We start from the raw sequence: 26,866 nt of genomic DNA, 5'->3' as shown, positions 1-26,866 counted from the left end.
GTTCAAAATTTTAATTCTCTTCAATTTAAACTTATATATCTTTGGTTTCAAAAATAGATAATTTGGTTTACCTTTGATGATATGTTGGATTAAGGGATTATAAAAATGTTCTTTGGCAATTTCTTGTAATCTTTCTTTTTTCTCTTTTGTCTTAAATAGATATTTCTTTAAAATTTTAAGTTGTAAAGAAGGATAACCCAGTTCTTTTAAACTTTTTATTATCTGTTCTTCTTCTGGATCACTAACACCTAAATTATAGCCAATTTCAATAGTTTTATATCCCTTAAAATTAAACTTTCCAATCTTAAATTCTTCAACCACCGGGTCTAAAAATAGGTTTTTTACAATATTTTCTATCTCTTTTCTGTTGAGTGATGTATTAAACAAAAATACTTTAACAATTACTAAATCATCAATTTTAATATTAAAATTCTCTATTAATTCTTTTTTCAATATTTCGCTTTCTTTATCTAAAATTTTCTTTTTAACTTCTATTCGGTAAATCATAATATAAAAAATAAAATGCCGGGGGCGGGATTTGAACCCGCACGCCTTTTCAGGCCCACGCCCCTCAAACGTGTGTGTCTGCCAATTCCACCACCCCGGCTTCTATAAATTATAAAAACAAAACTATATTAGTCAATTATTTCAAAATCAATATCTTTTTTATTCCTTTTTCGGTTTCTTTAAAATAGATGCCTTTTTTTAGTTTCTTTTCTTTGACAAGTTTGCCAGAAATATCGTAGATTTTCTTGCCTTCAAAAGAGAGGTTTTTTATTCCTTTTAGTGTTTCCTTTTCATTTATTCCTGTGCCGTAAAATTGATAAATCTGTAAACCAACCGAACAATCGGCAATATAGACATAGGAACCAGAAACATAAACACCGCGAGCTTCACCTGGTGTATCATAATAGCCAACCTCTTGCGGATTTTGAGGATCAGAAATGTCTATTATCCGTAAACCAGAATCTTCGTCAGCAACATAGGCATAGGAACCAGAAACATAAACACCGCGAGCTCCGTCAGGCGTATCATAATAGCCAACCTCTTGCGGATTTTGAGGATCAGAAATGTCTATTATCCGTAAACCTCTGTCATAAGCGGCAAGATAGGCATAAGAGCCGGAAACATAAACATCGTAAGCAAAACCCGGAGTATCATAATTACCAATCTCTCGTGGATTCCTTGGATTGGAAACATCTATCACCCGTAAACCAGAACTTCCAACAACAACATAAGCATAAGAGCCGGAAACATGAACACTTTTAGCAGAGCCGAAAGTATAATAACCAATTTCGTATGGATTAATGGGATCAGAAATATCTATGATCCTTAAACCACCATTCCCATCAGCAACATAAGCATAAAAACCAGAAATATAAATGCCCTGAGCATTGCCAGGTGTATCATAATAACTAACCTCTTGCGGATTTTGAAGATCGGAAATGTCTATTACTCGCAAACCGTCTTCTCCGTCTGCAACATAGACATAGGAACCTAAAACATAAACTCTTTTAGCATAACTTAGTGTATTATAATAACTAATCTCTTCGGGGTTCTGCGGATTAGAAATATCTATGATTCTTACACCCACATTCTTGTCGGCAACATAAGCATAAGAACCAGAAACATAAACATCATAAGCGTAACTTATTGCTGTGTAATGACCAATTCTCTGTGGATTGCGTGGGTCTGAAATATCTATCACGTGTAAACCAAACCCTCTAAGAGCCAAATAGGCATAAGAAGAGTAAACATAAATATCTTCTGCGTAATATTGTGGAGCATAATAACCAATTTGGTAGGGATTCCTGGGATCAGAAACATCTATTATCCGTAAGCCGTAAATTCCATCAGCAATATAGGAATAATAACCAGAAACATAAACACTTTTAGCAAAACCAGGTGTATCATAATAACCAACCTCATAAGGATTACTTGGATTAGAAACATCTATCACCCTTAAACCAGCTTCGCCATCGGCAACATAGGCATAAGGATAAGAAACATAAACACCAAAAGCATCTCCTGGAGTTTCATAATAGCCAACCTCATAAGGATTACTCGGATTTGAAATATTTATTATCCGTAAATCACCATCAACAATATAGGCATAAGAGTCGAAAACATAACCCCCATAAACCTCGCCTGGTGTAAAGTAATAGCCAAGTTTTTGGGGATTAGAAGGTTGTGTTACATCCCAGATTTCAAGACCACCTTGACCATCAGCAATATATAATTTGTTGTTAGTATAAAAAAGACCATAAACAATTCCTCTCGTATGAATTCCTTCGGATACCTTTTGCGGATTACTTGGATTTGATACATCTAAGATATAAACTCCGCCACTAGAACCACAAAAGACAAGTAAACGATATGGGTCATAAGCCACAGCATAACAAAAAAGTCCAAAAGGCCAATTACCAATAAAACGAACATTCAATGAGTCAAATCCAGAAAAAGAACTAAACCGGAAATCCTTTTCCCTAAATCCAAAAGAAAATGTAAAAATAAATAAAAAGATTAAAACTAAAAAGATATGCTTTTTCATTTTTTTTCTCCTTTTTAAATTCCTCATACTTAATTTTAATTATTTCAAAATTAATATCTTTTTTATTCCTTTTTCGGTTTCTTTAAAATAGATGCCTTTCTTCAGTTTGTTTTCCTTTACAAGTTTGCCAGAAATATCGTAGACTTTATTTTTTGTCATTTTCTTTTCGCTCTTATTTTCTTCCCCTTCGCTGATATTTGGTGCTTCTTGAATATACTTGATTGTTGCATAGTCATAATAAGTGCCAGAACCCCAACTATCACCAGTAACATAGACATTGCCCTGATTATCAACAAAAAGGGAGGTAGGATAATCCTGACCATTTCCTGGACCATTATATCTTCTTACCCATAATAGGTTGCCATTTGTATCATACTTCAAAGTAGCATAGTCCAAATCAGTACCAGAACCTTCGCTACTACCAGTAACATAGACATTGCCATCACTGTCAACAAAAAGGGAGGCAGCCCCATCATTATAATTTCCTGGACCATTATACCTTCTCTCCCATAATAAGTTGCCACTTGCATCATACTTCAAAGTAGCATAATCCAAATTTGTGAGAGAGTCATAACTACGACCAGTAACATAGACATTGCCCTGATTATCAACAAAAAGGGAGGTAGCCTCATCATAATCATTTCCCGGACCATTATACCTTCTCTCCCATAATAAGTTGCCACTTGCATCATACTTCAAGGTTGCATAGTCAAAATCAGTAAGAATATTGTAACTACAACCAGTAACATAGACATTGCCCTGATTATCAACAAAAAGGGAGGTAGCCGCATCATTATGATTTCCCGGACCATTATACCTTCTTACCCATAATAGGTTGCCATTTGTATCATACTTCAAAGTAGCATAGTCATAATAAGTACTGGAGCCAAAACTAATACCGGTAACATAAACATTGCCCTGATTATCAACAAAAAGGGAGGTAGCCTCATCATAATCATTTCCCGGACCATTATACCTTCTCTCCCATAATAAGTTGCCACTTGCGTCGTACTTCAAAGTAGCATAGTCAAAATCAATGCCAGAGACCTCACTCCTACCAGTAACATAGACATTGCTATTGATATCAACAAAAAGGGAAGTAGCCACATCATTATGATTTCCCGGACCATTATACCTTCTCTCCCATAATAAGTTGCCATTTGTATCATACTTCAAAGTAGCATAGTCCAAATTTGTGAGAGAGTCATAACTACGACCAGTAACATAAACATTGCCCTGATTATCAACAAAAAGGGAGGTAGCATAATCTTGACCATTTCCTGGACCATTATACCTTCTTACCCATAATAAGTTGCCACTTGCATCATACTTCAAGGTTGCATAGTCAAAATCAGTAAGAATATTGTAACTACAACCAGTAACATAGACATTGCCCTGATTATCAACAAAAAGGGAAGTAGCCGCATCATTATGATTTCCCGGACCATCATACCTTCTTACCCAAGCAGTATCAACCTGAGAAAATAAAAGATTAGAAAAAGTTAAGATAAAAAATAAAAGAAAGAATTTTAAACAATCTACTTTCATCTTTGCCTCCCTTTTAAATTCCATATTTAATTTTAACCATTTTATCAATTATGTCAACTATTTTTTTAATAAAATCCCATAAATTATATTCATCCATTATACTTTCTGGAAGCAAAAAGCCTGCCTGTAAGATTTTTATAAATTGCTGCCTTTTTAACTCTTTTAAGTCTTTTTTATCTTCACCAGGTGGCTTTTTTACCTCTTTTATCTCTAAATTGATACCTAAAACTCCTTCATTAGTGTTTGTGTTCTCTGCCTTGTGCATCCCATTGTGCATGCTACCTAATATATTGTAAAAGAGATAGAATATATTTAATAGGAAATTATATATAAAGGAAAAGAAATCTATTTCTCTATAATTATTATTCTCTTTAAATTTACTATTTAGATATTCATTAAGTTTGTTGATAAAAATATAGAAACATAGACCTAATTTTGTTAGAACTAAACCTTTCCGATAACGATATTTTGCCTTTAATACCTTTCTTTCAAGTAATTTATTCTCAATAAAGAAGTTTACATATTTTGGAATTGTGTTTCTATGAACCCCTGTCCAAAAGGCAATGTTTTTGTAAAACTCATAACAGAAGCCATCCTCTGCCATATTCCTATATCCGATATGCCTAAATACAATCCTCTCTTTCCTTCTCATCTGCCGATATAAAACCGCTAAATACCGACAAAACTCCTTTTTTGTATTCTCATACTCAAATTTGGAGATAACCCTCTTTAAATGCTCCATAATAGATGCTCAAAGTCTTGCCTTGTGCGTCCCACCTGCCATACCTTCAATACCTACCTAAATCTTCAACAGAATATTATCATTAATCCACTTAATAGGAAGAACATTATTAGCACTAATAAGATTATTATTATTCATCCTAACAAGACTATTATTATTCATCTTAATAAGGTTATTATTAATCATATACCGGAGACATACCCCGTATTACTCCCACCTACCCCCCTCTTCTTCTTCTCTTCAAGTTCCTTTATCAATTTCAGCCTTTCTACTTCCTTCATACGATTATTATTCCCATTCATAAAAACTCCTTTTAAAACCATCACTAATAATATAGGCAAAAATACCTTGATGGTAAATGAAAAAATTACCAAATTTAATCAAAAATCACCTAATTCCATAAAATCTTAAAGGTGTTGAAGGGTATTTGCTCTTCTCTCTTTATCTTCTTTTCTTTGATAAGTCTTACTCCTAAAAAATAGGCAACCTGACTTACCTTCAAAATTCCCAAATTTTTTATCTTATCTTTCTCTTCTTTCGTTAAATACAACTTCATAATCTCTCCTTTTTATATTTTCCCTTATATATATAACGGATAAGAAGGCAAAAAGGTTACCACTTTTTTTATTATTGACAAAATATTTTAATATGGCTAAGATTTGTTTTCTTGAAAAACACCTTCTTTCTTTTATAATTTATTGTGAAAGTTCTTTCTTTTCTCAAAAGGTTTTTTTCTTATATAGTTATTCTTGTTGCCTTTTATTTTATTTTTAAGAATATTTTTAGAAACTGGTATGAAATAAAACCAATTCTTTTTAATATCAACTGGTACTACATTATCTTTTCTTATCTTTTACTTTTCCCTTCACTTTTTTTCTATGCCTATGCTTGGCAGATAATAATTAAAGAATTGGAAAAGGATAAAAATATCTCTTTTTTTAACTCTTTAGGAATTATTGCCGTTTCTAATTTAGGAAAATATGTTCCGGGAAAAATCTGGTTTGCCTTGTCAAGAATAGATTTTGTTAAAAGGTTTGGCTTTTCGGAAAAGAATATCTTTTTCGGTATTTTATTAGAAAGTTTTTATTTATTTTTGGGTGCCTTTTTTTATTTTATCTTTTTTTTAAAGAAGTTTTTCTTTCTACCAATTCTCTTGCTTTTAATTATTATCACTCCGAATTTTTTTAAAATTATTTTTAATTTTCTCTTGAAAATCTTTAAAAAGGAAAAAATGGAATTTTCTTTTCCTGTAAAGAAATCAATTATTTTACTTTTTCTTTATATTCTTTGTTGGTTTTTTCAAGGGCTCTCTTTCTTTTTGTTAATAAAATCTTTTTATTCCCAAGTTAATTTTCATAATTTATTTTCTCTAATTGGTATTTATGCCTTATCTTGGATGCTCGGGTTTATTGTTTTGATTGCGCCCGGTGGTTTAGGAGTGCGAGAAGGAAGTATCCTTCTCTTTTTGAAAGATTTATTTCCCATTGGTATTGCCTCACTGATTGCCTTGACTTCTCGGATTTGGATTACCATTCACGAACTATTAAATTTTCTCATTTTTGGTCTTATTTTTTTGACAAAAATAAGAAAAAAGATATAATTTCTTATGAAAAAGATTCCTAAAAAAGAAGTTAAAGAGTTTGATATAAAAGAGAAATATCTTATCATTCTATTATTTTTAATTCCGCTCTTTTTATATTTTGATTTTATCTTTGGCAAGAAAATGCTTTTTGGCACAGATTGGCTTTTAGGCGGACTACCTAATCGGGAATTTATTGCTTTATATTTAAAAAAGTATAAGGAAATTGCCCAATGGCTTCCTTATATCTATTCTGGCTTACCAACAACTGCTGGCTTTTTTGCTGATCTATTTTACCCAACAACCTTTTTCAGGATTTTTATTCCTACCTATATTGTCTGGACATGGACATTTGTTATCCATCTATTTTTTGCCGGTTTAGGTACCTATCTATTCTTAAAAGAGTTAGAAGTAAATAAATATCTTGCTTTTCTTGGTGGCATTGGTTACATGCTTTCCGGCTCTTTAGTCTCTTTAACTTATGCTGGTCATGATGGTAGATTAATCTGTTCTTCTCTTTTACCCTTAATTTTATATTTCTATTATAAAGGACTAAAATATAAAAAACTTTATTATTTTATCTTTGCTGGTTCTTTTGTTGGCTTACAATTATTTTCTGGCCATATTCAAAAAGGATATTATACTGCCTTAATTATGCTCTTTTTATTTATCTACCACTTTTTAAAAGAAAGAAAAATAAAGACAATTTTCTATTCATTAATAATGGCAATATTTATCGTTCTTTTCGTATCTATCCAATATTTACCGATATATAGTAACTTACCTTATGCGGCAAGAGGAGAAAAAAGAGATTATTCTTTTGCTACTTCTTGGTCGCTACCACCGGAAGAGATTTTTGATTTAGTAACACCAAACTTTTCCGGTGGCTTAGATTTTTATTGGGGAAGAAATGCCTTTAAACTCCATAGTGAATATTTCTCAATATTTTTTATCTTATTATTCTTCTTAACATTATATTTCTATTTCAAAAAATCCCTTGTTAGATTTTTCTTTATCTATACCTGTTTTGGAATTCTGATGGCTTTTGGTGGTCATACTCCTTTTTACTATCTTCCCTATTATCTATTACCTGGCGTAAATAAATTCCGTGGTCCTTCAATGATATTTTTCACTGTTGTTTTTAGTATTATCATTTTAGGAATCTACGGTCTTTCTTTACTTTTAAAAGAAAACTTTAAAGAGAAAGAAATAAAAAGATTAAGAAAATTCTTATTTACCTCTTCTTTGATTTTAATCTTTTTAACTTTCTTTATCTTAGTTTTCAAAGAAACAGTCATCTCTTTACTTGTTTCGGTAAGTAAAATCTCTGGTGAAAAAATAAGAAACTTAGAAAATAATTATCCAAAAATCCAACAAGGCTTTCTTTTTGCCGCTCTTCTTTGGATTATCTTCTCTTTGCTTATTTACAACTTAATAAAGAAAAAGATTAAATTACTTCATTTTACAATAATTGCTGGTCTTATTTTGGTTTTTGATTTAGTAAGGAACGATATAAAATACATAAAATCGGTTGAAACACCGGATATTTATTATGCTTCGGATGAAGTTGTCAATTTCTTAAAAAGTGATACCAGTTTATATCGGGTATTTCCTTTGTTTTATCGAAGAAGTGATGATGGACTTTTACAAAGGCATAATATCCAAAGTGTTGCTGGTCATCATCCCAACCCACTCCAAAGTTATATGGAATTTGTTGGTTTAGAAAATACCGTCATCTTTTCTAATCCACCAAATCTTTATTATAAGAATTTTATAAATCTATTATCAGTAAAATATGTAATCGTACCTAAATTACCGGAAGACCTGTCGCCTTATGACGAAGAGACAAAAAGATTAATTATCCAAATAAAAAATTATCTAAACCAACCTAATTTTAAACAGGTCTTTTCCGGAAGGGAGTATAATATATATGAAAATTTAACATTTTTAGAAAGAGCCTTTTTAGTTCCTTATTATTCAATTGTCAAAGATAAAGAAGAGATTTTTCAATTTCTAAAAAGGGAGGATTTTGATTGCCAAAAACTTCTCTTATTATACGAAAAACCAAAAGCACCGGAAAGTTTAGAGAGAAAGGTATACGAGATTTCTAATATTTCTCTAAATAAAAATATTGGTAATATTCAATTATTAGAATATAAGGCAAACAAAATCAATTTAGAAGTAGAAACTGAGAGGGATTGTTTCTTAGTTCTTTCAGAAAATTACCATCCGGATTGGCAGGCAAAATTAGATAATAAAGAAATAAAAGTTTTAAGGGCTTTTCATACTTTAAGGGCAATCTTCTTAGAGAAAGGGAAACATAAGATTGAGTTTTATTATTATTCAAAATATTATCAATTAGGTAAGATTCTTTCTATCTTGGCATTAATCTTTCTTGTTTTTAATCTCTTCTATTTTATTAATGAACGAAAAAGAGGTATTAAAACTTAAAGAAAATATTGAGAAAAAAGAAAAAAGAAAAGTTAATATTATTCAAACCCATACTTCTTGGGTATTATTGACAGGAAAATATGCTTACAAGATAAAAAAACCAGTAAATTTTGGCTTTCTAAATTATACCACCTTACCTTTGAGATATAAATATTGTCAATTAGAATTAAAATTAAATAGCCGATTTTCAAAAGAGATTTATTTAGGAGTTTTGCCAATTAGTCAATATAGAAATGAAATAGATTTTGGTAAGAAAGGGAAAATTATTGATTACGCAATAAAAATGAAGGAACTGCCTCAAGAAAGGATTATGACCAATTTACTATTGAAAAACCAGATAAATTATTCGACAATAAAAAATCTCGCAGAGATAGTTGGCAATTTTCATAATAATATTAAGCCCGATAAAGAAGGTTTTCTTTATGGTTCAATAGAAATTATCCGCTATAATTGGGATGAAAATTTTTATCAGACAAAAGATTTTATTAATAAAATAATAAAAGAAAAAGAATATGAATTTATTAAAAGAGAGATTGAAAGATTTATCTTTGAGAAAGAAGACATCTTTTTAAAAAGAGTTAAAAAGGGAAAGATAAAATACTGCCATGGTGATTTACATTCCCAAAATATCTTTGTTTGTGATAAGATATATCTTTTTGATGGTATTGAATTTAATAAAAGGTTTGCTATTGGTGATTTAATTTCGGAAGTTGCCTTTATGATAATGGATTTAGAATTTTATGAGAGAAAGGATTTTAGTGATTATTTTTTAGATAATTACTTAAAGATTACTGATGATTTTGAGGGTCTTTTATTATTAACTTTTTATAAAACCTATCGGGCTTATGTTCGGGGAAAAGTTACTGGTTTTCTTTTTTTACAAAATAAAGAAAGGGAAATCTTAGAAAAGGCAAAAAGATATTTTGATTTATCTTATTGTTATGCTAATAATCTTTTTAAAGAGAGAAAATTTCTAATCTTCTTTGGCAATATTGGAACTGGCAAAAGTTTTCTTGCCCAAGAATTTGGTAAAAGAAATGAGGCAATTGTTTTAAACACCGATATTATTCGTAAGGAATTGGCAAAGATACCATTAGAAGAAAAAAGAGAGGTTGATTATGGTAAAGATATCTATTCCTATTCTTTTTCTAAAAGGACTTATAATTATTTAATAAAAAGGGGATTAAGATATTATTTAAGTAGTTATTCGGTTATTCTTGATGGTACTTTTAACAAAAAGGAATGGCGGGATATGGTTAAGAAAATTACCGATAAAAAAGTTTTACCTTATTGGGTTTATATTTATGCTAACGAAAGGATAATTAAAAGGCGTCTAACAAAGATAAGAAAAATTACTGATGGTCGTTTAGAGATTTATAAGCAAATGAAAAAGGATTTTTATCCAATAAGAAATTTAAACAATCTAATAAAAATAAATAACACTAAAAATTATCAGGAGGTGATAAAAGGACTTGAGAAGGTATTATTTTGTTTCTGATATCCATTTAGGAAATAATAAGAAAAGGGAAGAGAAATTTTTAAAGTTCCTATCAGATATCAAAGAGGAAGATTCTCTATTTATTATTGGTGACCTGTTTGAATATTTCTTAGAATATAATTCAGTTATTCCTAAAAACTGTTTAAAGGTGTTAATAAAATTAAAGGAATTACAGGATAGGGGCACAAAAATCTATCTTCTTTTTGGTAATCACGATTATGGACTTTTAAAATTTATTAAAAGGGAATTTGATTTTATTGTTGCTGAAAAATATTTTGACTTAATAATTGAGGATAAGAAAGTTTATATTGCCCATGGTGATTTTCTGGATAACTCTTTTTTAACAAGATTAAGCCAACTTATAACAAAAAACCCTTTGAATCAATTTCTTTACTCTTTTCTTCATCCAGATATTGGACTTCCCTTGGCACATTTCTTTATTCATTTTGCCAGAAAAAAGGGTGGAAATTTTAATTTAAAAGATGCCTTTTATAAATTTGCCGAACATAAAATATTAAAAGAGAATTACGATATTGTTATTTTGGGACATCTTCATATTCCTACTTTAATAAAAATTGGTAATGGATATTATCTAAATACCGGTGATTGGATAAATAACTTCACTTACGGACTTATTGATAAAGATTTAATTGAACTAAAAAAATACTAAACCTTTTGGTATGGGTTATGTATCTAATATAATAGGCAGGTGGTTAGGTGACCTTTACCCTCTTAAATTGAGAAGGAGAGAGGGAGACCATTTAAGGTTAGGCACCAACCACCTGCTGAATTTTTCTTATAATCTAACTAAAATTACAGCAGTTATATTTATATTACTTTTTTCTTGTGTGAAAAAAGATAAAGAACCCCCTTATGTTGAAATAACTTATCCCAAAGATAGCAGTTTATTCAGCGGTAGTTTAAAAGTTGAAGTCTTAGCAATTGATAGTAGCAAAATAAATAATGTTTCGCTTTATTTAGATGAGAAACTTTTTGATATTGATACTTCTTATCCTTATGAGTTTAATATAAGATTTAATACCGCTTTTATTTGGCACAAGATTTTTGCCAAGGCATATGATATCTACAATAATGAAGGAGTCTCTAAAGAAATAAATATTTTTTATTTAGGAAAAAGAAAGAAGGATATATATTATGGAGAAATTTATTTTAATCCTTATAGTGAATATCGAAAAGAGATTTTTGGCAATTTAGAGGATTCAATAATCGGTGAAATATCAGTAAAAAATAATGATACTTTTACCTTATTTATTTTTCTTAATGAGAGAAATGATACAATAATAAAATTAAAAGATTTTAATTACGGAAAAATAGAAGAGAGAATAAAAGAAAATGGCAAATATTATTTAATATGGAAAAATAATTCTCCAAAAAGGAAAGAAATTTGGGTTAGATTTTATTTGGCTACTGATTAAATATTAAATGATTATCTTTTTATTTATCTTTCAATCTTTAACAATTGATATAAATGAGAGATTAATAAAACTTGATTCGTTAATAAATATTTATCAATCAAAAGAGTTTTATTCAATAAATGAAAGAAATCTATCAAAAGATTTTTCTAATTATTGGGTTATTGGTTACAAAGAAGGAAGAAAAGAAGATACAGAGATTTTAATAGAGAAAATTGGCGGCAGGATAATAAAAGAAAGTAAAACTGGTGGCAACTATTTATTAGTCTATTTACCTTCTTTTCAATTAATAAATGAAGATTTTATTAACTATTTTGAACCAAATGTAAAATTAAAAGCCTGTTTTATACCTAATGATGAATTTTATTTAGATTATCAATGGGATAAATGGGTTATGTATAGCGATTTAATTTGGGATTTTGAGATTGGAAAAAAGGATATTATCGTTGCGATTTGTGACCAAGGGATAGATTATTATCATCCGGATTTAAAGGACAATTTTTCTTTTGATTTAATTGGCTATGATTTTGTTGATGACGACAGTAATCCTTATCCGGATAATGAGAACGAATATCACGGAACCCATGTTGCAGGGATAGTTGCTGGTGTTACAAATAATTATATTGGTATAAGTGGTTGGGCACAGGTTCGGTTATTAGCCGTAAGGGTTTTAGACGAGAATGGTGAAGGAAGCGATTTTGATGTGGCAGAAGGAATAAGATGGGCAACAGATAATGGAGCAAGAATTATAAATTTAAGTTTGGGAGCAAGTAATTATTCTTCGGTATTAAAAGAAGCTGTGGAATATGCCTATAAAAAGGGAGTATTATTAGTCGCCGCCAGTGGTAATGAAGGAACACAAAATATTTTCTATCCAGCAAGATTTAAAGAAGTTATTGCTTGTGGAGCATTAGATAAAAATAGCCACTTAACTGATTTCAGTAACTACGGAAAAGAACAAGAATTAGTTGCTCCCGGTAGAGAGATCTTATCAACCATCCCTAATAATCAATATCTTCTATTAGATGGCACTTCCATGTCGGCTCCACAAATCACAGGAATTACTTCTTTAATTTTATCCTCCTTTCCTTTTCTTACTAATTACCAGTTGCGCGCAATTTTGAATGTTGGAACGATTGATCTGGGAGAAAAAGGTTGGGATAAACACTATGGATTTGGGCTTCCTAATGCTTATTATGCTTATCTCATCGCAAAAGAATATACTTCTCGAGAGTATTATAAGAAGATAGAAAAGAATAGCAAAAATGACCAAAAAGAAGAATTTTATAATGCTTTGGGAAGTAAAATAAAAAATAAAAAGAAAAGAATGGTTTATTTTTTAAAAAAAGGAAAATATTTTCAAAAGAAGATATAAAGCCATTCGGTTGAGATGTCGTTACTCGTTATAAGATGTTTCTTAAAATAAAATATCTTTTTACCAAAGTCTATCGATATTTTCTTTTACCCAATTCCGAGAAGTTTTGTTTTTAACGAAATTTCCTGATCTTTTTCTTTTCCTAATTACTAAATTGACTTATTTTATTTAATACATTAAAATTATCTTATGAAAATAACTCCTTTAGATATCAGAAGAAAGGATTTTTTTATTCGCTTTCGTGGTTATGACAAAAAAGAAGTAAAAGAATTTTTAGAAATCGTTGCTAAAGAACTAGAAGAGATAATTAAAGAGAAAGATGAATTAATTAATAAAGTATCTTTTTTAGAAGAAAAAGTAGCAGATTATCAAAGGCAAGAGAAACTTTTACAAGAAACTCTTATGACCGTTCAAAAACAAATAGAAGACCTAAAAAATAACGCTCAAAAAGAAGCCGAAAACGTGGTGAAAAAAGCAAAATTAGAAGCGGAAGAAATGATAATGAATGCTCAAAAAGAAGTTAACAAATTACGAGAAGAGTTAAATAAACTAAATCTACAAAAAAGAATTTTTCTTTCTAATTTAAAGGGGTTAATTGAGGGTTTAAATAATTTTATTAAAGAATGGGAGAAAGAATATGAAGGAGAAGATAAAAGAAGCAGTTGATTTTATAAAAAAAGAGTGTGATTTTAAACCAAAGATTGGAATTATTTTAGGAACTGGTTTAGGAAGACTTGCCGAAGAGATTGAAATTAACAAAGTCATTCCCTATTCGGAAATTCCCAACTTTCCTATGCCAACAGTCGTTACCCACGAAGGAAGACTTATTTTTGGCTATGTAAATAAGAAAAAAGTTTGTGCCTTTCAAGGTCGTTTCCACTATTATGAAGGATATTCAATGTTTGAAATCACTTTACCAGTAAGAGTAATGAAAGAATTGGGTGTAGAAGTACTTATTGTTTCCAACGCGAGCGGTGGTTTAAACCCTTTATTTTCCCCTGGTGATATTATGATAATCACTGACCATATTAACTTTCTTTGCGATAATCCTTTAAGAGGTTTAATCGATCCCGATTTTGGTCCAAGATTTCCTGATATGTATAATTGTTATGACAAAAATCTAATTAAACTCGCCGAAGAGGTTGCCTTAGATTTGAAAATTCCAATAAAAAAAGGGGTTTATATCGCAGTAATGGGACCCAGTTTAGAAACTGCTGCCGAATATCGAGCATTTAGAATTTTAGGTGCCGATGCTGTTGGTATGTCAACGGTTCCAGAAGTGATTGTTGCCCGCCAGGTGGGAATAAAGGTAATCGGTTTTTCTGTTATTACCGATATGGGATTACCTGATGCTTTAAAACCGGTAAATTTAGCAGAAATATTAAAAATTGCTAAAGAAACCGAACCAAAATTAACTACATTAATAAAAGAATTTATTAAGAGATTGAATGTCTAAAAAAATCCTTTTAATTCTTACTCTTTTTATTTTTTTTACCTGTGCTAAAAAAAATATTATAATCCAAGAAAACGTAACTGAATTATTTGATAGCGGCATTAAGGCAATGGCAGAAAATAAATATGATATTGCGATAAAATACTTTAATAAAATTGTTAATGAATATCCCCATAGTGCTTATCTGATTAAATCCCAATTTCTTTTGGCAGAATGTTATTTTCAAAAAAAGGATTACGAAAAGGCTAAACTAGAATACGAATTTTATACAAAAACTTTTCCTTATGCGGAAGATTACGAAAAGGCTATCTATAAAACCTTACTTTGTGATTTAAAATTACTAAAAAAAACACAAAACCTTTCTGCTTTAGAAGAACTAAAAGAAAAATTTTTAGAGTTTCAAGAAAATTATCCATTAAGTCAATTTTCAAAAGAAGCAGAAAATTGTGTTATTATTATTGACTCGCTGATTGCCCAAAATCTCTTTGATATCGCCTTTTTGTATTACAAAAACGGTGAATTAAACGGAGCAAAAACCTATTTTGAATATATAAAAAATAATTTTCCCAAGGTTTCCCTTAAATTTCGTTCTCTATATTATTTAGCCGAACTTGCTTACAAAAATAATGAAATAGAAAAAGCCGAAAGTTATCTTAACGAAATCATAAAAGAGGGCGACAGCAATTTAAAAATCCAAGCCCAAAAATTATTAGCAAAATGGAAAAAATAGGAATTTTGGGCGGTACCTTTGATCCACCCCATATTGCCCATTTAATAGTTGCCGAGGAAGTTCTTTTTTCTCTTTCTTTATCAAAAATCCTTTTTGTTCCTACTTATTATCCACCCCACAAGACAACTATTACCTCTTTTGAACATCGTTTTAATATGCTCAGTTTGGCAATTGAGAATAACGAAAAGTTTATTATTTCCGATATTGAAAAAAAGATAAAAGAGAATTATAATATTGAAAGTTCTTATAGCATTTATACGATAAGAGAGTTGAAAAAAATTTATCCTGATAAAGAATTATATTTTATTATTGGTTCTGACCAATATATAGAATTTAAAAACTGGTATCAACCGAAAGAGATTTTAAAAGAGATAAAAATTTGTGTGCTTTTCCGATATGGTTATCCTTTACCAAAAGAAGAAAATAAAGAAAATTTAGTATTTTTACCTGTTTCTCAATTGGCAATAAAATCAAGCGAAATTAGAGAGAGAATTAAAAATAATAAACCTTTTAGGTATTTTTTACCTGAAAAGGTTTATAAATATATTATTGAAAATAAATTATATTTAACTTAAAGGAGGAAAGATGTTTGATTTCCTTTATGCTACAAATGGCCAACAAGTTAATCCTTTGGCTTCTTTTTTACCATTAATTTTAATTATTTTAATTTTTTATTTCTTATTAGTTATTCCTCAGCAAAGAAGGCAAAAAAAACATCAGGAGATGATTAACAGTTTAAAAAGAGGTGATAAAGTAGTGACCACTGGTGGAATTCACGGTGTTATTTCTGATATTAAAGAGACCACATTTATTTTAAAAGTAGACGAAAACACTAAAATCGAAATTGAAAAAACCTCAATTGCCTATAAAAAACAAGGTTAATTTTAATTATGGAAGAAAAACCGAAATTAATAACTTATCCTAATCCCCTTCTTCGTAAAAAGTGTTCCCAGGTTAAAAAAATTGATGAGAAAATTATCCAATTAGTCAAAAAAATGGAAAAGACCCTTTTCTACTATGATGGTTTAGGGCTGGCAGCTAATCAGATTGGTGTTTTAAAATCTCTTTTTATTGTTAATTTGAGCGGTGATAAAGAAAAACCAAAAATCTTAACGATAGTTAATCCAGAAATTATCCACCAAGAAGGAGAAATTGAAGATTACGAAGGTTGCCTCTCAATTCCTAATATTCGGGAGATTGTTTTGAGACCAAAAATCGTTGTTGTAAAAGGGATAACCTTAGATGAAAAAGAGATAACTTTGGAAGGAAAATATCTTCTTGCCCGATGTTTTCTTCACGAATATGACCATCTTCAAGGAATTCTTTTTATTGACCATTTAAGCGAAATAAGAAAAAAGTTTATTCTTAACCAAATCAAATGAGAATTATTTTCTTTGGCAGCGATGATTTAGGTATTCCCGGTTTAGAAGCTCTATTAGAAAATAATTATGAAGTTATTGGTATAATTACAAGTCCAGACAAACCAAAGGGAAGAGGATTAAAAGTTTTACCAAATCCAATAAAAGAAAAGGCAGAAAAATTATTTCTTAAAATTTTTCAACCGGTAGACCCAAATGATAGAGAGTTCATAACTCTTCTAAAAGAACTAAAACCTGATTTAGGAGTATTAATCAGTTATGGAAAGATTTTAAAAAAAGAATTAATTGAAATCTTTGAAAAAGGGATTATTAATATCCATTTTTCTCTTTTGCCCAAATACCGTGGTGCCGCACCAATCCAAAGAGCCCTAATGAATGGCGAAAAAGAAACTGGACTTTCTGCCTTTCTTCTTAATGAAAAACTTGATGCCGGACCAATTATCTGTCAGGAAAAGATTGAAATAAAAGAGGAAGATAATTACGGCAGTCTCAAAGAGAAATTAAAAGAATTGAGTAAAAATTTTCTTATTAAGGCAATTAAGAAGTATTTAAATAACGAACCTGTTATCTATCAAGATGATAAATTAGCAACCTATGCACCAAAAATTAAGAAGGAAGAGAGAAAAATAAACTGGGAAAAAGGGAAAGAAGATATTTTCAACCAAATTCGTGCTCTTTCACCTATACCTGGTGCCTATACTTTTTTTCGGAATGAGCAATTAATTATATTAAAATCAGAAATTTCTTTAAAGGAAGTAAATGATCTTCCCCTCCTTCCTTGCGGAGGAATTTTAATTTTAAACAAAGGTTTATATGTAAAATGTGGCAATTCTTTTTTAAGAATTAAGGAATTAAAACCGAGCGGAAAAAAAATAATTAGTGATTTAGACTTTATTAATGGTTATCGAATAAAAACTGGCGATGCGTTTAATAATTAAAATTTTAATAATTATCTTTGCAATATTTTTAGGGTTTATTTTCAATCTATTTTTTTATGGGTTTTTAATTCTTCCAATATTCGTTAAAACCTCTTGGGAAGTTAGGGTTCCTAATTTAATTGGCTTAACTCCCCAAGAAGCAAAAGAAACATTAAAAAAGAATGGTCTAAAATTAGATGAAAAAATTATCTACGAAGAAAGTTCTTTTCCGGAAGGAAGAATTTTTAAACAAAAACCGGAACCAAATAGCAAAATAAAAATCGGTAGGTATGTAAAAATAATTGTTTCTTCCGGACCAAAATTTATTAGGATACCGGAAATTTACGAAACTGATTTAGAAAAAAGTATTCAACTATTAAACCAGTATGATTTAAAAGTAGCAGTGGAATCAATTTATTTGCCGGAAAAAGAAGGGAAAATAATTGGAATCGAACCGGAACCTAATACCAAGGTTCGTAAAGGTAGCCTCGTAAAAATTTATTACGCTACAAAAGAAGCAAGAATTTTTCCAATGCCTAATCTTTATGGTTTAGAAATTAATAGTGTTCAAAAAATTCTAGAAAATTATTCTCTTTATATTAAAGAAATAAGAGAAACGGAAAGTAATGAAAAAATTGGTACCATTGTCTTTCAATATCCAGAGGAAGGGACACTTGTAAAACCCGGTGATTCAATTATAATAATTATTTCTAAAGGAAAGGAATAATGCATATTTCGGCTTCTATTTTAAATTGTAATTTTTTAAAGTTAGAGGAAGAAATAAAAAAGGCAGAAGAGGCAGGAATTGATTCTTTCCACTTGGATGTGATGGATGGCCATTTTGTTCCCAATTTAAGTTTTGGTACACCAATTTTTAATGCCTTAAAAAAAGTGGCACAAAAACCAATTATCACTCACTTAATGGTATTCTCCCCAATTAAAATGATTGAATGGTTTATTCCTGGTTCTTTAGGAATAATCTTTCACTGTGAAGCAATGAAAGATGGGAAAGAATTAAAAGAAACAATCAATAAAATTAAAGAAAATAATTTAGAATGTGGAGTTGCTTTAAATCCGCCAACGCCAATTGAAAGTATTTTCCCTTATCTCTATGAATTGAATGAGATCTTAATAATGAGTGTTTATCCTGGTTTTGGAGGACAAAAATTTATTCCCGAAGTTATTAAAAAGATTGAGGATTTAAAAAAATTAATTACCAAAGAAAATTTAAAAATAACCATTTCGGTAGATGGCGGTGTGGGGCCAGAAAACAGTAAATTACTAATTTTGGCCGGCGCCGATAAATTAATTGTCGGTAGTGCGATTTTTAAAGAAAAGGATTATTCTTTAGTAATAAAAAAAATTAGAAATGTTTGATATAATTGCTGATCGTTTTGTAAAATTACAAAGAAAACTTCTGGGTTATGGTCGCCTTTCCCAAAAAGAAATCTCTGATACTTTAAGAGAGATTAGAATTTTACTTTTGGATGCTGATGTGAACTATAAGGTTGTTGGAGAATTTCTACGGTCTTTAGAAGAAAAATTAAAATCGGAAAAAATTACCTCCGCTTTAAAACCTGGTGAGTTGGTGATCGTTGAGTTATACAAAGAAATGGTAAAATTACTTGGTGAAAAACCAATAAAACTTAATCTGAGCGGCCCCTTTAATACTATCTGTCTATTTGGTCTACAAGGAACCGGGAAAACCACCACTGCTGCTAAACTAGCTTATTATTACCGATCCAAAAAACCTTTGTTGGTTGCTTGCGATCCCAAAAGACCCGCTGCTTCTTTACAACTCCAGATGTTAGCCGAAAAGGTGAAAGCCGATTTTATTCCCGTTAAAGAAGATGTTTTCGAAACAGCAAAAATTGCCTTAGAATTTGCTAAAAAGAATAATAACCAATTAGTCATTTTTGACACTGCTGGTCGTCTTCATATTGACGAAGAGTTAATGAAAGAATTAAAAGAATTCAAAGAGAAAATAAAACCAAATTATAATCTCTTAGTAGTTGATGGAATGGTTGGACAGGATGCGGTAAATCAAGCAAAAGAATTCAATGAGAAAATTGGCATTGATGGAGTAATTGTAACCAAAATGGATGGTGATGCCAAAGGTGGTGCTTGCCTTTCAATCAGAGCAGTAAGCAAGGCACCAATAATCTTCATTGGTGTTGGTGAAAAAGTTGAGGATTTACAAGAATTTCATCCTGATAGAATTGCCAGCCGCATTTTAGGACGAGGAGACATAAAAACCTTAATAGAAAAAGTTGAAAGTACAATAAGCAGGGAAGAACAAGAGAAATTAGCAAAAAAATTTTTAAAAGGCGAATTTACCTTAGAAGATTTTCTCAACCAAATAAAAATGATAAAAAAAATGGGAAGCCTCCAAAAAATTTTAGCAATGGTTCCGATTCCCGAGTTAAAAGGAATAAATTTTGATGAAAAGGAACTCATAAAAATGGAGGCAATTATTCTCTCAATGACCAAAGAGGAGAGAAGAAACCCTAAGATTATTGACGGTAGCAGAAAAAGAAGAATTGCCCTGGGTAGCGGCACTACCGTCACCGATGTTAATCGGCTACTTAATGAATTTTTTCAAGCCCAGAAATTAGCAAAGATTTTTAAAGATAAAAGGAAAATATTTTAAAAGGAGGAAGAATGGTCTTTTATTCAATAAACGAGGTTTTAGAAATGGCAATCCAGATTGAAAAAAGTGGTTATCAGTTTTATTCAAAATCAAAAGAAAAGACCAAAGCAGAGAAATTGAAACAACTCTTTGATTTCTTAGCAGGCGAAGAGTTGAGACATATGGAAGCTTTTAATGAAATTAAAAATCGATTAAAAACAACACCTTATACCTTACCTTTTGATTGGGAAGAAGTAAAACTGTATTTAAAAGTAATCACCGACTCCCATTTCTTTACTGGTGAAGATAAAGTTTTAAATTTAATGGAAAGAGCCAAAAACGAAAAAGAGCTGATTGACTTGGCAATTGCTTTTGAAAAGGAGACATTGCTCTTTTATTATGAAATATTAAATTTAGTTGCCCAAGAAGAAACACCTGTGGTGTTAAAGTTAATTAATGAAGAAAAGGCACATATTAAAAAATTAGAAACTATAAAAGGAGAAATTAAATGAAAGAAATCTTTCAATTAGCAATCAATTTGGAAAAAGAAGCACTCTCTTCCTATCTTCGTTTTGGACACCAGATTGAAGACCTAAAAGGGAAAAACCTTTTTATCCGTTTAGCAATGGATGAATTTGAACATATTGAGATCTTAGAAAGAGAATTAGAATATTTTGAAAAAGAAAAAAAATTTAAGGATGTAGAAATTCCTTTAACGGAGATTGAAAAAACGGTTATCAATTTAAAACCCTTATTACCCAAAGAGAAAAAGGTATCGGATTTGAATGAATTAAATATCTTACAAATGGCTTTATCATTAGAAAGCAAAAGTATTGATTTCTATCAAAAACAAGAAAAAGAGAGCAGTGACGAGATTGCTAAAAAAATCTGGCAAAGATTAAAAGAGATTGAAGAGGGTCATTATAAATTAATTCAAGCCGAAATCGATTCTTTAACAAAAACCGGTTTTTGGTTTGATTTTCGGGAATTTACCTTGGAAGAATATTAAAAATAAAAAGGAGGAGATATGGAAGAAGCCTTAACTCCCTTAGAAATATTACAAAAGGCGATAAAATCAGAAATTGAGGCTTATCAATTTTATAATAAATTACAAAAAATAGTAGAAAATAAAGTCTTAGAAAAGAAATTAAACTTTCTAAAAAATGAAGAGAAAAAACATGAAAAACTATTAAGAAACGTATTTAAAAATCAATTTCCTAAACAAAAAATCAGATTGCCCGAAAAAGGCTTTACCCCCTTACCAGCAATTGATATGGTTGAAAAATTATCGTTAGAATCTCTTTTAGAAGCAGCGATGGAAGCGGAAGAGGTTTCAGAGAAATTCTATCGGGAAAATTCAATATTGATTAATGATGAAAATAGCAAAAGATTGTTGATTTATCTTGCTTCTATGGAAAAGTCTCATTATCAAATTATAAAGACCGAATATGATTTATTAACCAGTTTCACTTCTTATGAAGCATATAAAAAATTTTCCTTAGAACATTTAGGACCATGAAAAGAGTCTATCTGGACCACCAAGCAACCACTCCTATCCATCCGGAAGTTTTGTCCTTAATGGAAAATCTACAAAAGGAGGTATTTGGTAATCCGCAAAGTTCCCATTATTTTGGTTTTGAAGCAAAAAAATTATTAGAAGAAGCAAGAGAAAAAATTGCCTCTCTTTTAAATGTTTCACCTTCGGAAATCTGCTTTACCTCTTCCGGTGCCGAAAGTAATAACTGGGCAATAAAGGGAGTCGCCTTTGCCAATCAAGATAAAGGCAACCATATTATCGTTTCAGCAATTGAACATTCCTCAATAATTCAACCAGCAAAAAGGTTAGAGAAAATGGGATTTGAAATAACTTATCTGCCCGTTGATAAATACGGCACTGTTGATTTAGATGAGTTAAAAAAGAAGATAAAAAAGGAAACAATTTTGATTTCAATAATGCATGCCAATTATGAGGTAGGCACAATTGAACCAATAAAAGAAATTGCTGAAATAGCCAAAGAGAATAATATTATTTTCCACTCTGACGGTGTGGCAGCGGCTGGTCAATTAAAAATTGATTTAAAGGAATTAGACGTTAACCTTTATACTATTTCTTCCCATACCTTTTATGGTCCAAAAGGTGTTGCTTTATTATATATCAAAAAGGGGACAAAAATCCAACCATTGATTGAAGGCGGTATTCAAGAAAATAATCGACGAGCAGGAACAGAGAATTTAATTGGTATTATTGGTATGGCAAAGGCCTACGAAATTGCCATAAAAGAAATGGAAGAAAGAAACGAAAGGTTAAAAAGATTAAGAAATAAGTTGATACAAGAATTGCCAAGAATGGTTGAAAATGTTTACTTAACTGGACATCCGGAGAATCGTTTACCTAACCACGTTAGTTTCTGTGTAGAATATATAGAAGGTGAGGCAATGGTTTTATATTTAAACCAATATGGCATTGCTTGTGCCTCTGGTTCGGCTTGTTCTTCTAAACAGTTAAAAGCATCTCATGTTCTTTTGGCAATGGGCATACCACCCATTTTAGCCCAAGGTTCCATTCTTTTCACCTTGGGAATTGATAATAAAGAAGAAGATATTAACTATCTTTTAGAAGTATTTCCATCCATCGTAAAAAAACTGAGAGAAATTTCACCTTTATATAAAACTTCTTGATTTAAAAATTATTCTTAATTATAATAACTTTTATGAATAGACTATTTTTCTTACTCAGTACGTTAAACTTTGTTTTTTTAATTTCTTGTTCCGAAGCACCAAAAATTGAATTTAAAAAAGGAAATAAGAAAGTTTTGGTTGAAATCTTTACTCAAGCAGGTTGACCTTTCTGTATGGCTGCGGAGCAGTCTTTATTAAATTTAAAAGAAGAATATCAAGATAGTTTATCAATAATTGCGTATCATTTAGGCGACGAATTCCAAAACGAAATATGTGAAAACCGTTATGATTTATACCAAATAAACCGAATACCAACCGCCGTTTTTAATGGAAGATATAAAGTCTTCTTAGAAGAAATAACAAATATTGACTCAGTCTATAATTACTATATTTTAAATGCCCTTTCAGAAAGTACTTATTATCAAATTCTTTTAAATCCATTAAATAATAGCACCATAAATCTTAAAATTATTTCTAATAGCGAAAATCCAACTCCCCAAGAATATCGGTTATTTGTCTTTCTTACCGAAGATAGTTTATTTTCGGAAATAGCTCCTTTTTTTGAAAACAATTGGGTTTTAAGAGAAAATCTTTTTCCTTTAGAAGGTATCAATTTTAATGCCACAATTTTTGATACCTTTGATACTACTTTTAATATTTCTTTAAATCAAAGAAATCTAAATGTGGTTGCCCTTATCCAAAATGTTAATAACTTAGAAATCATTCAAAGTAAAAGTCTAAAATTGGGAGGTGAAAGATGAAATTAAGGAATTTAATTTTTATCTTAATTTTATTTTTCCTCATATATCCCCAAGAAAAAACTGATACCTTAAAATCTTATAAGAAAGCGCCAAGTTTTTCTCTTTATAACATCAATAAAGAAAAAATCTATCTTGACTCTCTTTTGGGGAAAGGACCAATTTTTATTAGTTTCTGGGCACTGTGGTGTAAACTTTGTATTCAAGAACTGGATGCCTTTAAAAAGATTTATGACCAATATGAAACATTAGGACTTAAAGTATTGGCTATTTCTGAAGATGGACCAAGGGCAATAAATAATGTAAAGTCCTTTGTGAAAGGAAAGAAATGGAAATACGAAATCTTATTAGACCCTGATGGAAAAGTGAGAGAACTTTTTGGTGTCGGTTCAACGATGCCAACAAGTTTTATTCTTGATAAAAAGGGAAATATTCGGTTAGTTTCTCGGGGTTATAAAAAGGGCGATGAAAAGAAATTTATAAGAGTTATCGAAGAAATAATAAATGAAGAGAAAAAGTAAATTTTTCTTATTTTTCTTTCTTTTCTTTTATCTCTATTCCCAGGAAGAAATGCCGGTTGAAAAGAAGTTAAACATTTCCGGTGAAATTAAAGGCGAATATTGGTTTTGGACAAAAAAAGAACCTGAATTCAAACTCTCTGACCATTTTGAGGGCAAGTCGCGGTTTTTAATTAACTATGAAAATATTTACTTACGAGCAGGTATTTTCCTTTATCAACCAAGTTTACCTAAAAAGAGTTTAAAAGAATATTATTACAATTTTGAATATTCCCATCCGAAGATTGAATTTTTGCTTGGAAATTTTTACCAAGTCTTTGGTCGTAGTCTTACTTTCCGTTCTTATCTTAATGAGGATTTTCGTTATGATAAGGTGCTATTCGGTGGTCGGGCAATATCTCATATTTTAAAATCTGATATCACCCTCTTTGCCGGAAAAATGAAGAATATCATCTTCCAAGAGAATAGATACCAATATGAAAATGACACCACTGACCAATTAAGAGGTGGAGAAATTATAATCTATCCTTTCTCTTTTTTAGAAATTGGTGGAAGATATGTACGGTTAAATAAAGAAAAGGATATAACTCCTCGTGCCTTTACTGAAATATTTGGTCCAAGTATCTCTTTTACTTCTAATTTTTTTGACTTTTATTATGAATTTGCTGAAAAACTTTCTACCCGTGAAGTAATTGGTGGTAGAAAAAAAGGATATGGCCATTATTTAGTAACCTCTTTCACTTTTACTGGTTTTGGGCTCAGTTTAGAAGGAATGAAATATGATAGTATTGATTTTGGTGGTGAAGGATATCGTTATAACGATGTGCCCACACCAAGTAAAGAAGGAATATCAATCAACCGTGGAAGAGACGAAAAAGGATTTGGCATCTCACTAAATTTCACACCTTTTGATTTTCTAAATTATGAGGGTAGTTATGGCTATTTACAAACTAATAAAAAAGATAAATATCTAAAAGAATTTATTAATAAAATTAATCTAAAAAAGAATGAAGATTTTAATAATACCTTCACCTTTGAATACCATAAGAAAAAAGGAATTGAAGCAAAAGTAGATATAACCGAAGAATTAAAATTTACTAATGAGGCTAAATTATCTTTCAATAATCATACCTTTGGTTTAGAAATACCTTTGAATTTTTCTTCTGATGATACTTTAAAATACAAGGATTGGGGAATAAATTTAGAATATGAATATAATCCCTATTTCATATTTAATATTAGTTACCAAAGAACAACAAAAAAGGTTCCCAAATATGACTATGAAGACAAATGGCTATTATTAGAAGGAACCTTCTTTATTACCCAAAACATAACTTGGCGGATAAGAATTGGCCAAGAAAGGGGCGGACTTGTTTGCTCTGGTGGTGTCTGTCGTTATGAGGCACCTTTCAGCGGAATAAAAACTTCCTTACAAGTGAGAATATAATGAGAAGATATCTCTTTCTAATTCCTTTAATTATTGGAATTATCTTTTTAATTATGGCAGTAAGATTAGAACAGATTAAAGAAGTATTTAACACCGGTATTTTACTTTGCCTTTCTTGTATGGGTTTAGGATGAGACCTTTTAGAATCTCCCAAATAATTTTTACAATATTAATCAACAGTTATATTTTAGTATTTTTTGAAAAGACATTAATTTATACCGGATATTTAAAAAGTTTTTTGGTGCCGATATTAAACTGCTGGTCAACTCCAACCACTTGGTTTTCTTGTCCATTGGGTGCCTATCAACATTCTATAATAATTAAAGATTTTCCTTTTTATACCTTGGGTTTGTTCTTTATTATTGGTGCCTTTGTTGGCAGAATGGCTTGTGGTTGGCTATGTCCTTTTGGTCTTTTCCAAGACCTACTTTTTAAAATAAGTAAGAAAAAAATCTCTCTTCCTAAAATTACCCCTTTATTTACCATTATACTATTTCTCTCTTCTTATTTTTTAATCTGGCTTAAATTTAACTATCTTTCTTTAATCATTAAAATTGTTATAATTTTAACTTCAACAATTATCGGTCTTCTCTTAGATATAATCTTAAAAATCCGTATAAAAGAAATTGATTTGACTTTTCTCAAATATATCTTTCTCATATTTTTGGCAACCTTTATTGTCTTTTTTACCAATGAACCTTGGTTTTGTAAACTTTGTCCCCAAGGAACATTAGAAGCAGGAATCCCTTTAGTATTATACGACCCAGAGAATAGTTTAAAAACAATGGTTGGGTTATTTTTCTATCTAAAGATTTTGATATTAATAATTATCTTTATCCTGGCAATCTTTATAAAAAGAATATTTTGCAAAGTAATATGTCCTATTGGTGCGATTTATTCTCTCTTTAATAAGATAAGCCTCTTCCATTTAGAAGTTGATAAAGAAAAATGTGGTAAATGTAATATCTGTATAAAAGTCTGCCCCACCGATATAAATGTCTATGAAAATGCTAACCAAACCGACTGTATTAGATGTTTAGAATGCTATTACCAATGCCCCAAAAAGGCAATCAAATTAAAAATATCTTAAATTAACAATTTTAACCTTTGATTGCTCAGATTAAAAAAATCTTTACTCAACCCAAAATTTTTAATCAAAAAGTTTATTTCATATTATTA

31 protein-coding genes and 1 tRNA gene are annotated in these 26,866 nt (G+C 30.2%); 26 read left to right on the top strand and 6 right to left on the bottom strand.

The annotated features are described in order from the left end of the window. The 6 genes from ABIK75_00970 to ABIK75_00945 form a co-directional block, all read right to left on the bottom strand. Positions 1 to 507 (bottom strand): phosphoribosylformylglycinamidine synthase subunit PurS (locus ABIK75_00970; protein MEO0089669.1); only part of this gene is annotated, 507 nt, incomplete at its 3' end. A 16-nt stretch (positions 508 to 523) separates the two neighbouring features. After that, positions 524 to 607: transfer RNA gene (locus tag ABIK75_00965), tRNA-Leu, on the bottom strand. Between the two features lie 36 nt (positions 608 to 643). Next, complete coding sequence (locus ABIK75_00960; protein ID MEO0089668.1) at positions 644 to 2,551, bottom strand: hypothetical protein; 1,908 nt, start codon at positions 2,549 to 2,551, stop codon at positions 644 to 646. Positions 2,552 to 2,590: 39 nt separating this feature from the next. Then, the gene (locus ABIK75_00955) at positions 2,591 to 4,099 is read right to left on the bottom strand and encodes an SBBP repeat-containing protein (protein MEO0089667.1); all 1,509 of its coding nucleotides are present in this window, start codon (positions 4,097 to 4,099) and stop codon (positions 2,591 to 2,593) included. Positions 4,100 to 4,112: 13 nt separating this feature from the next. Further along, the gene (locus tag ABIK75_00950) at positions 4,113 to 4,703 is read right to left on the bottom strand and encodes a hypothetical protein (protein MEO0089666.1); all 591 of its coding nucleotides are present in this window, start codon (positions 4,701 to 4,703) and stop codon (positions 4,113 to 4,115) included. A gap of 529 nt (positions 4,704 to 5,232) precedes the next feature. Then, entirely contained in the window at positions 5,233 to 5,397 is a 165-nt protein-coding gene (locus ABIK75_00945; protein MEO0089665.1) for a hypothetical protein, read from the bottom strand. A 144-nt stretch (positions 5,398 to 5,541) separates the two neighbouring features. Between ABIK75_00945 and ABIK75_00940 the strand changes: the two genes are divergently transcribed. The 26 genes from ABIK75_00940 (at position 5,542) to ABIK75_00815 (ending at position 26,777) form a co-directional block, all read left to right on the top strand. Beyond that, a complete protein-coding gene (locus tag ABIK75_00940; GenBank protein MEO0089664.1) occupies positions 5,542 to 6,441 on the top strand; it encodes a lysylphosphatidylglycerol synthase domain-containing protein in 900 nt (299 codons plus the stop codon). A gap of 6 nt (positions 6,442 to 6,447) precedes the next feature. Beyond that, positions 6,448 to 8,871: a YfhO family protein gene (locus tag ABIK75_00935; protein MEO0089663.1), complete on the top strand. Its 2,424-nt coding sequence runs from the start codon at positions 6,448 to 6,450 to the stop codon at positions 8,869 to 8,871. After that, positions 8,843 to 10,369: an AAA family ATPase gene (locus ABIK75_00930; protein ID MEO0089662.1), complete on the top strand. Its 1,527-nt coding sequence runs from the start codon at positions 8,843 to 8,845 to the stop codon at positions 10,367 to 10,369. The genes ABIK75_00935 and ABIK75_00930 overlap by 29 nt, the downstream gene beginning before the upstream one ends. Continuing rightward, positions 10,344 to 11,039: a UDP-2,3-diacylglucosamine diphosphatase gene (locus tag ABIK75_00925; GenBank protein MEO0089661.1), complete on the top strand. Its 696-nt coding sequence runs from the start codon at positions 10,344 to 10,346 to the stop codon at positions 11,037 to 11,039. The genes ABIK75_00930 and ABIK75_00925 overlap by 26 nt, the downstream gene beginning before the upstream one ends. 67 nt (positions 11,040 to 11,106) lie before the next feature. Further along, on the top strand, positions 11,107 to 11,805 hold the full coding sequence (locus ABIK75_00920) for an Ig-like domain-containing protein (GenBank protein MEO0089660.1): 699 nt from the start codon (positions 11,107 to 11,109) through the stop codon (positions 11,803 to 11,805). Positions 11,806 to 11,812: 7 nt separating this feature from the next. After that, entirely contained in the window at positions 11,813 to 13,177 is a 1,365-nt protein-coding gene (locus ABIK75_00915) for a S8 family peptidase (protein ID MEO0089659.1), read from the top strand. A gap of 189 nt (positions 13,178 to 13,366) precedes the next feature. After that, positions 13,367 to 13,843: a DivIVA domain-containing protein gene (locus tag ABIK75_00910; GenBank protein ID MEO0089658.1), complete on the top strand. Its 477-nt coding sequence runs from the start codon at positions 13,367 to 13,369 to the stop codon at positions 13,841 to 13,843. After that, positions 13,815 to 14,633: a purine-nucleoside phosphorylase gene (locus tag ABIK75_00905; protein ID MEO0089657.1), complete on the top strand. Its 819-nt coding sequence runs from the start codon at positions 13,815 to 13,817 to the stop codon at positions 14,631 to 14,633. Before ABIK75_00910 ends, ABIK75_00905 begins: the two co-directional genes overlap by 29 nt. Continuing rightward, entirely contained in the window at positions 14,626 to 15,360 is a 735-nt protein-coding gene (gene bamD / locus ABIK75_00900; protein MEO0089656.1) for an outer membrane protein assembly factor BamD, read from the top strand. Before ABIK75_00905 ends, bamD begins: the two co-directional genes overlap by 8 nt. Next, positions 15,348 to 15,935 carry a nicotinate-nucleotide adenylyltransferase gene (gene nadD / locus ABIK75_00895; protein ID MEO0089655.1) on the top strand — a complete coding sequence of 196 codons (588 nt, stop codon included), beginning with the start codon at positions 15,348 to 15,350 and terminating at the stop codon, positions 15,933 to 15,935. Before bamD ends, nadD begins: the two co-directional genes overlap by 13 nt. 10 nt (positions 15,936 to 15,945) lie before the next feature. Then, positions 15,946 to 16,242: a preprotein translocase subunit YajC gene (yajC, locus tag ABIK75_00890; protein ID MEO0089654.1), complete on the top strand. Its 297-nt coding sequence runs from the start codon at positions 15,946 to 15,948 to the stop codon at positions 16,240 to 16,242. 8 nt (positions 16,243 to 16,250) lie between these two features. Further along, positions 16,251 to 16,742 carry a peptide deformylase gene (def, locus tag ABIK75_00885; protein ID MEO0089653.1) on the top strand — a complete coding sequence of 164 codons (492 nt, stop codon included), beginning with the start codon at positions 16,251 to 16,253 and terminating at the stop codon, positions 16,740 to 16,742. Next, entirely contained in the window at positions 16,739 to 17,677 is a 939-nt protein-coding gene (fmt, locus tag ABIK75_00880; protein MEO0089652.1) for a methionyl-tRNA formyltransferase, read from the top strand. The genes def and fmt overlap by 4 nt, the downstream gene beginning before the upstream one ends. Beyond that, complete coding sequence (locus tag ABIK75_00875) at positions 17,661 to 18,383, top strand: PASTA domain-containing protein (protein ID MEO0089651.1); 723 nt, start codon at positions 17,661 to 17,663, stop codon at positions 18,381 to 18,383. The genes fmt and ABIK75_00875 overlap by 17 nt, the downstream gene beginning before the upstream one ends. After that, positions 18,383 to 19,033: a ribulose-phosphate 3-epimerase gene (gene rpe, locus ABIK75_00870; protein ID MEO0089650.1), complete on the top strand. Its 651-nt coding sequence runs from the start codon at positions 18,383 to 18,385 to the stop codon at positions 19,031 to 19,033. The genes ABIK75_00875 and rpe overlap by 1 nt, the downstream gene beginning before the upstream one ends. Next, positions 19,026 to 20,306: a signal recognition particle protein gene (gene ffh / locus ABIK75_00865; GenBank protein MEO0089649.1), complete on the top strand. Its 1,281-nt coding sequence runs from the start codon at positions 19,026 to 19,028 to the stop codon at positions 20,304 to 20,306. The genes rpe and ffh overlap by 8 nt, the downstream gene beginning before the upstream one ends. Positions 20,307 to 20,317: 11 nt before the next feature. After that, positions 20,318 to 20,797 carry a ferritin family protein gene (locus ABIK75_00860; protein MEO0089648.1) on the top strand — a complete coding sequence of 160 codons (480 nt, stop codon included), beginning with the start codon at positions 20,318 to 20,320 and terminating at the stop codon, positions 20,795 to 20,797. Further along, positions 20,794 to 21,294, top strand: coding sequence for a ferritin family protein (locus ABIK75_00855; GenBank protein ID MEO0089647.1), 501 nt, complete (start codon positions 20,794 to 20,796; stop codon positions 21,292 to 21,294). Before ABIK75_00860 ends, ABIK75_00855 begins: the two co-directional genes overlap by 4 nt. 18 nt (positions 21,295 to 21,312) lie before the next feature. Further along, positions 21,313 to 21,804: a ferritin family protein gene (locus ABIK75_00850; GenBank protein ID MEO0089646.1), complete on the top strand. Its 492-nt coding sequence runs from the start codon at positions 21,313 to 21,315 to the stop codon at positions 21,802 to 21,804. Continuing rightward, positions 21,801 to 22,964 carry a cysteine desulfurase family protein gene (locus tag ABIK75_00845; protein MEO0089645.1) on the top strand — a complete coding sequence of 388 codons (1,164 nt, stop codon included), beginning with the start codon at positions 21,801 to 21,803 and terminating at the stop codon, positions 22,962 to 22,964. Before ABIK75_00850 ends, ABIK75_00845 begins: the two co-directional genes overlap by 4 nt. A gap of 32 nt (positions 22,965 to 22,996) precedes the next feature. Continuing rightward, on the top strand, positions 22,997 to 23,128 hold the full coding sequence (locus tag ABIK75_00840) for a hypothetical protein (GenBank protein MEO0089644.1): 132 nt from the start codon (positions 22,997 to 22,999) through the stop codon (positions 23,126 to 23,128). 9 nt (positions 23,129 to 23,137) lie between these two features. Then, positions 23,138 to 23,725 carry a hypothetical protein gene (locus tag ABIK75_00835; protein MEO0089643.1) on the top strand — a complete coding sequence of 196 codons (588 nt, stop codon included), beginning with the start codon at positions 23,138 to 23,140 and terminating at the stop codon, positions 23,723 to 23,725. Further along, positions 23,722 to 24,243 (top strand): TlpA disulfide reductase family protein, encoded by a 522-nt coding sequence (locus ABIK75_00830; protein ID MEO0089642.1) that lies wholly within the window; start codon positions 23,722 to 23,724, stop codon positions 24,241 to 24,243. The genes ABIK75_00835 and ABIK75_00830 overlap by 4 nt, the downstream gene beginning before the upstream one ends. Then, positions 24,227 to 25,687 (top strand): DUF6029 family protein, encoded by a 1,461-nt coding sequence (locus ABIK75_00825; protein MEO0089641.1) that lies wholly within the window; start codon positions 24,227 to 24,229, stop codon positions 25,685 to 25,687. The genes ABIK75_00830 and ABIK75_00825 overlap by 17 nt, the downstream gene beginning before the upstream one ends. Continuing rightward, on the top strand, positions 25,687 to 25,821 hold the full coding sequence (locus tag ABIK75_00820) for a hypothetical protein (GenBank protein ID MEO0089640.1): 135 nt from the start codon (positions 25,687 to 25,689) through the stop codon (positions 25,819 to 25,821). The genes ABIK75_00825 and ABIK75_00820 overlap by 1 nt, the downstream gene beginning before the upstream one ends. Further along, positions 25,818 to 26,777, top strand: a complete 960-nt coding sequence (locus tag ABIK75_00815) for a 4Fe-4S binding protein (GenBank protein MEO0089639.1) — start codon at positions 25,818 to 25,820, stop codon at positions 26,775 to 26,777. Before ABIK75_00820 ends, ABIK75_00815 begins: the two co-directional genes overlap by 4 nt. Positions 26,778 to 26,866 lie beyond the last annotated feature (89 nt).

This window comes from candidate division WOR-3 bacterium (genome assembly GCA_039801725.1).
Taxonomy (GTDB): Bacteria; Hydrothermota; Tepidihabitantia; order Tepidihabitantales; family DTDR01; genus DTDR01.
This window is presented reverse-complemented; position numbering and strand designations above follow the sequence as displayed.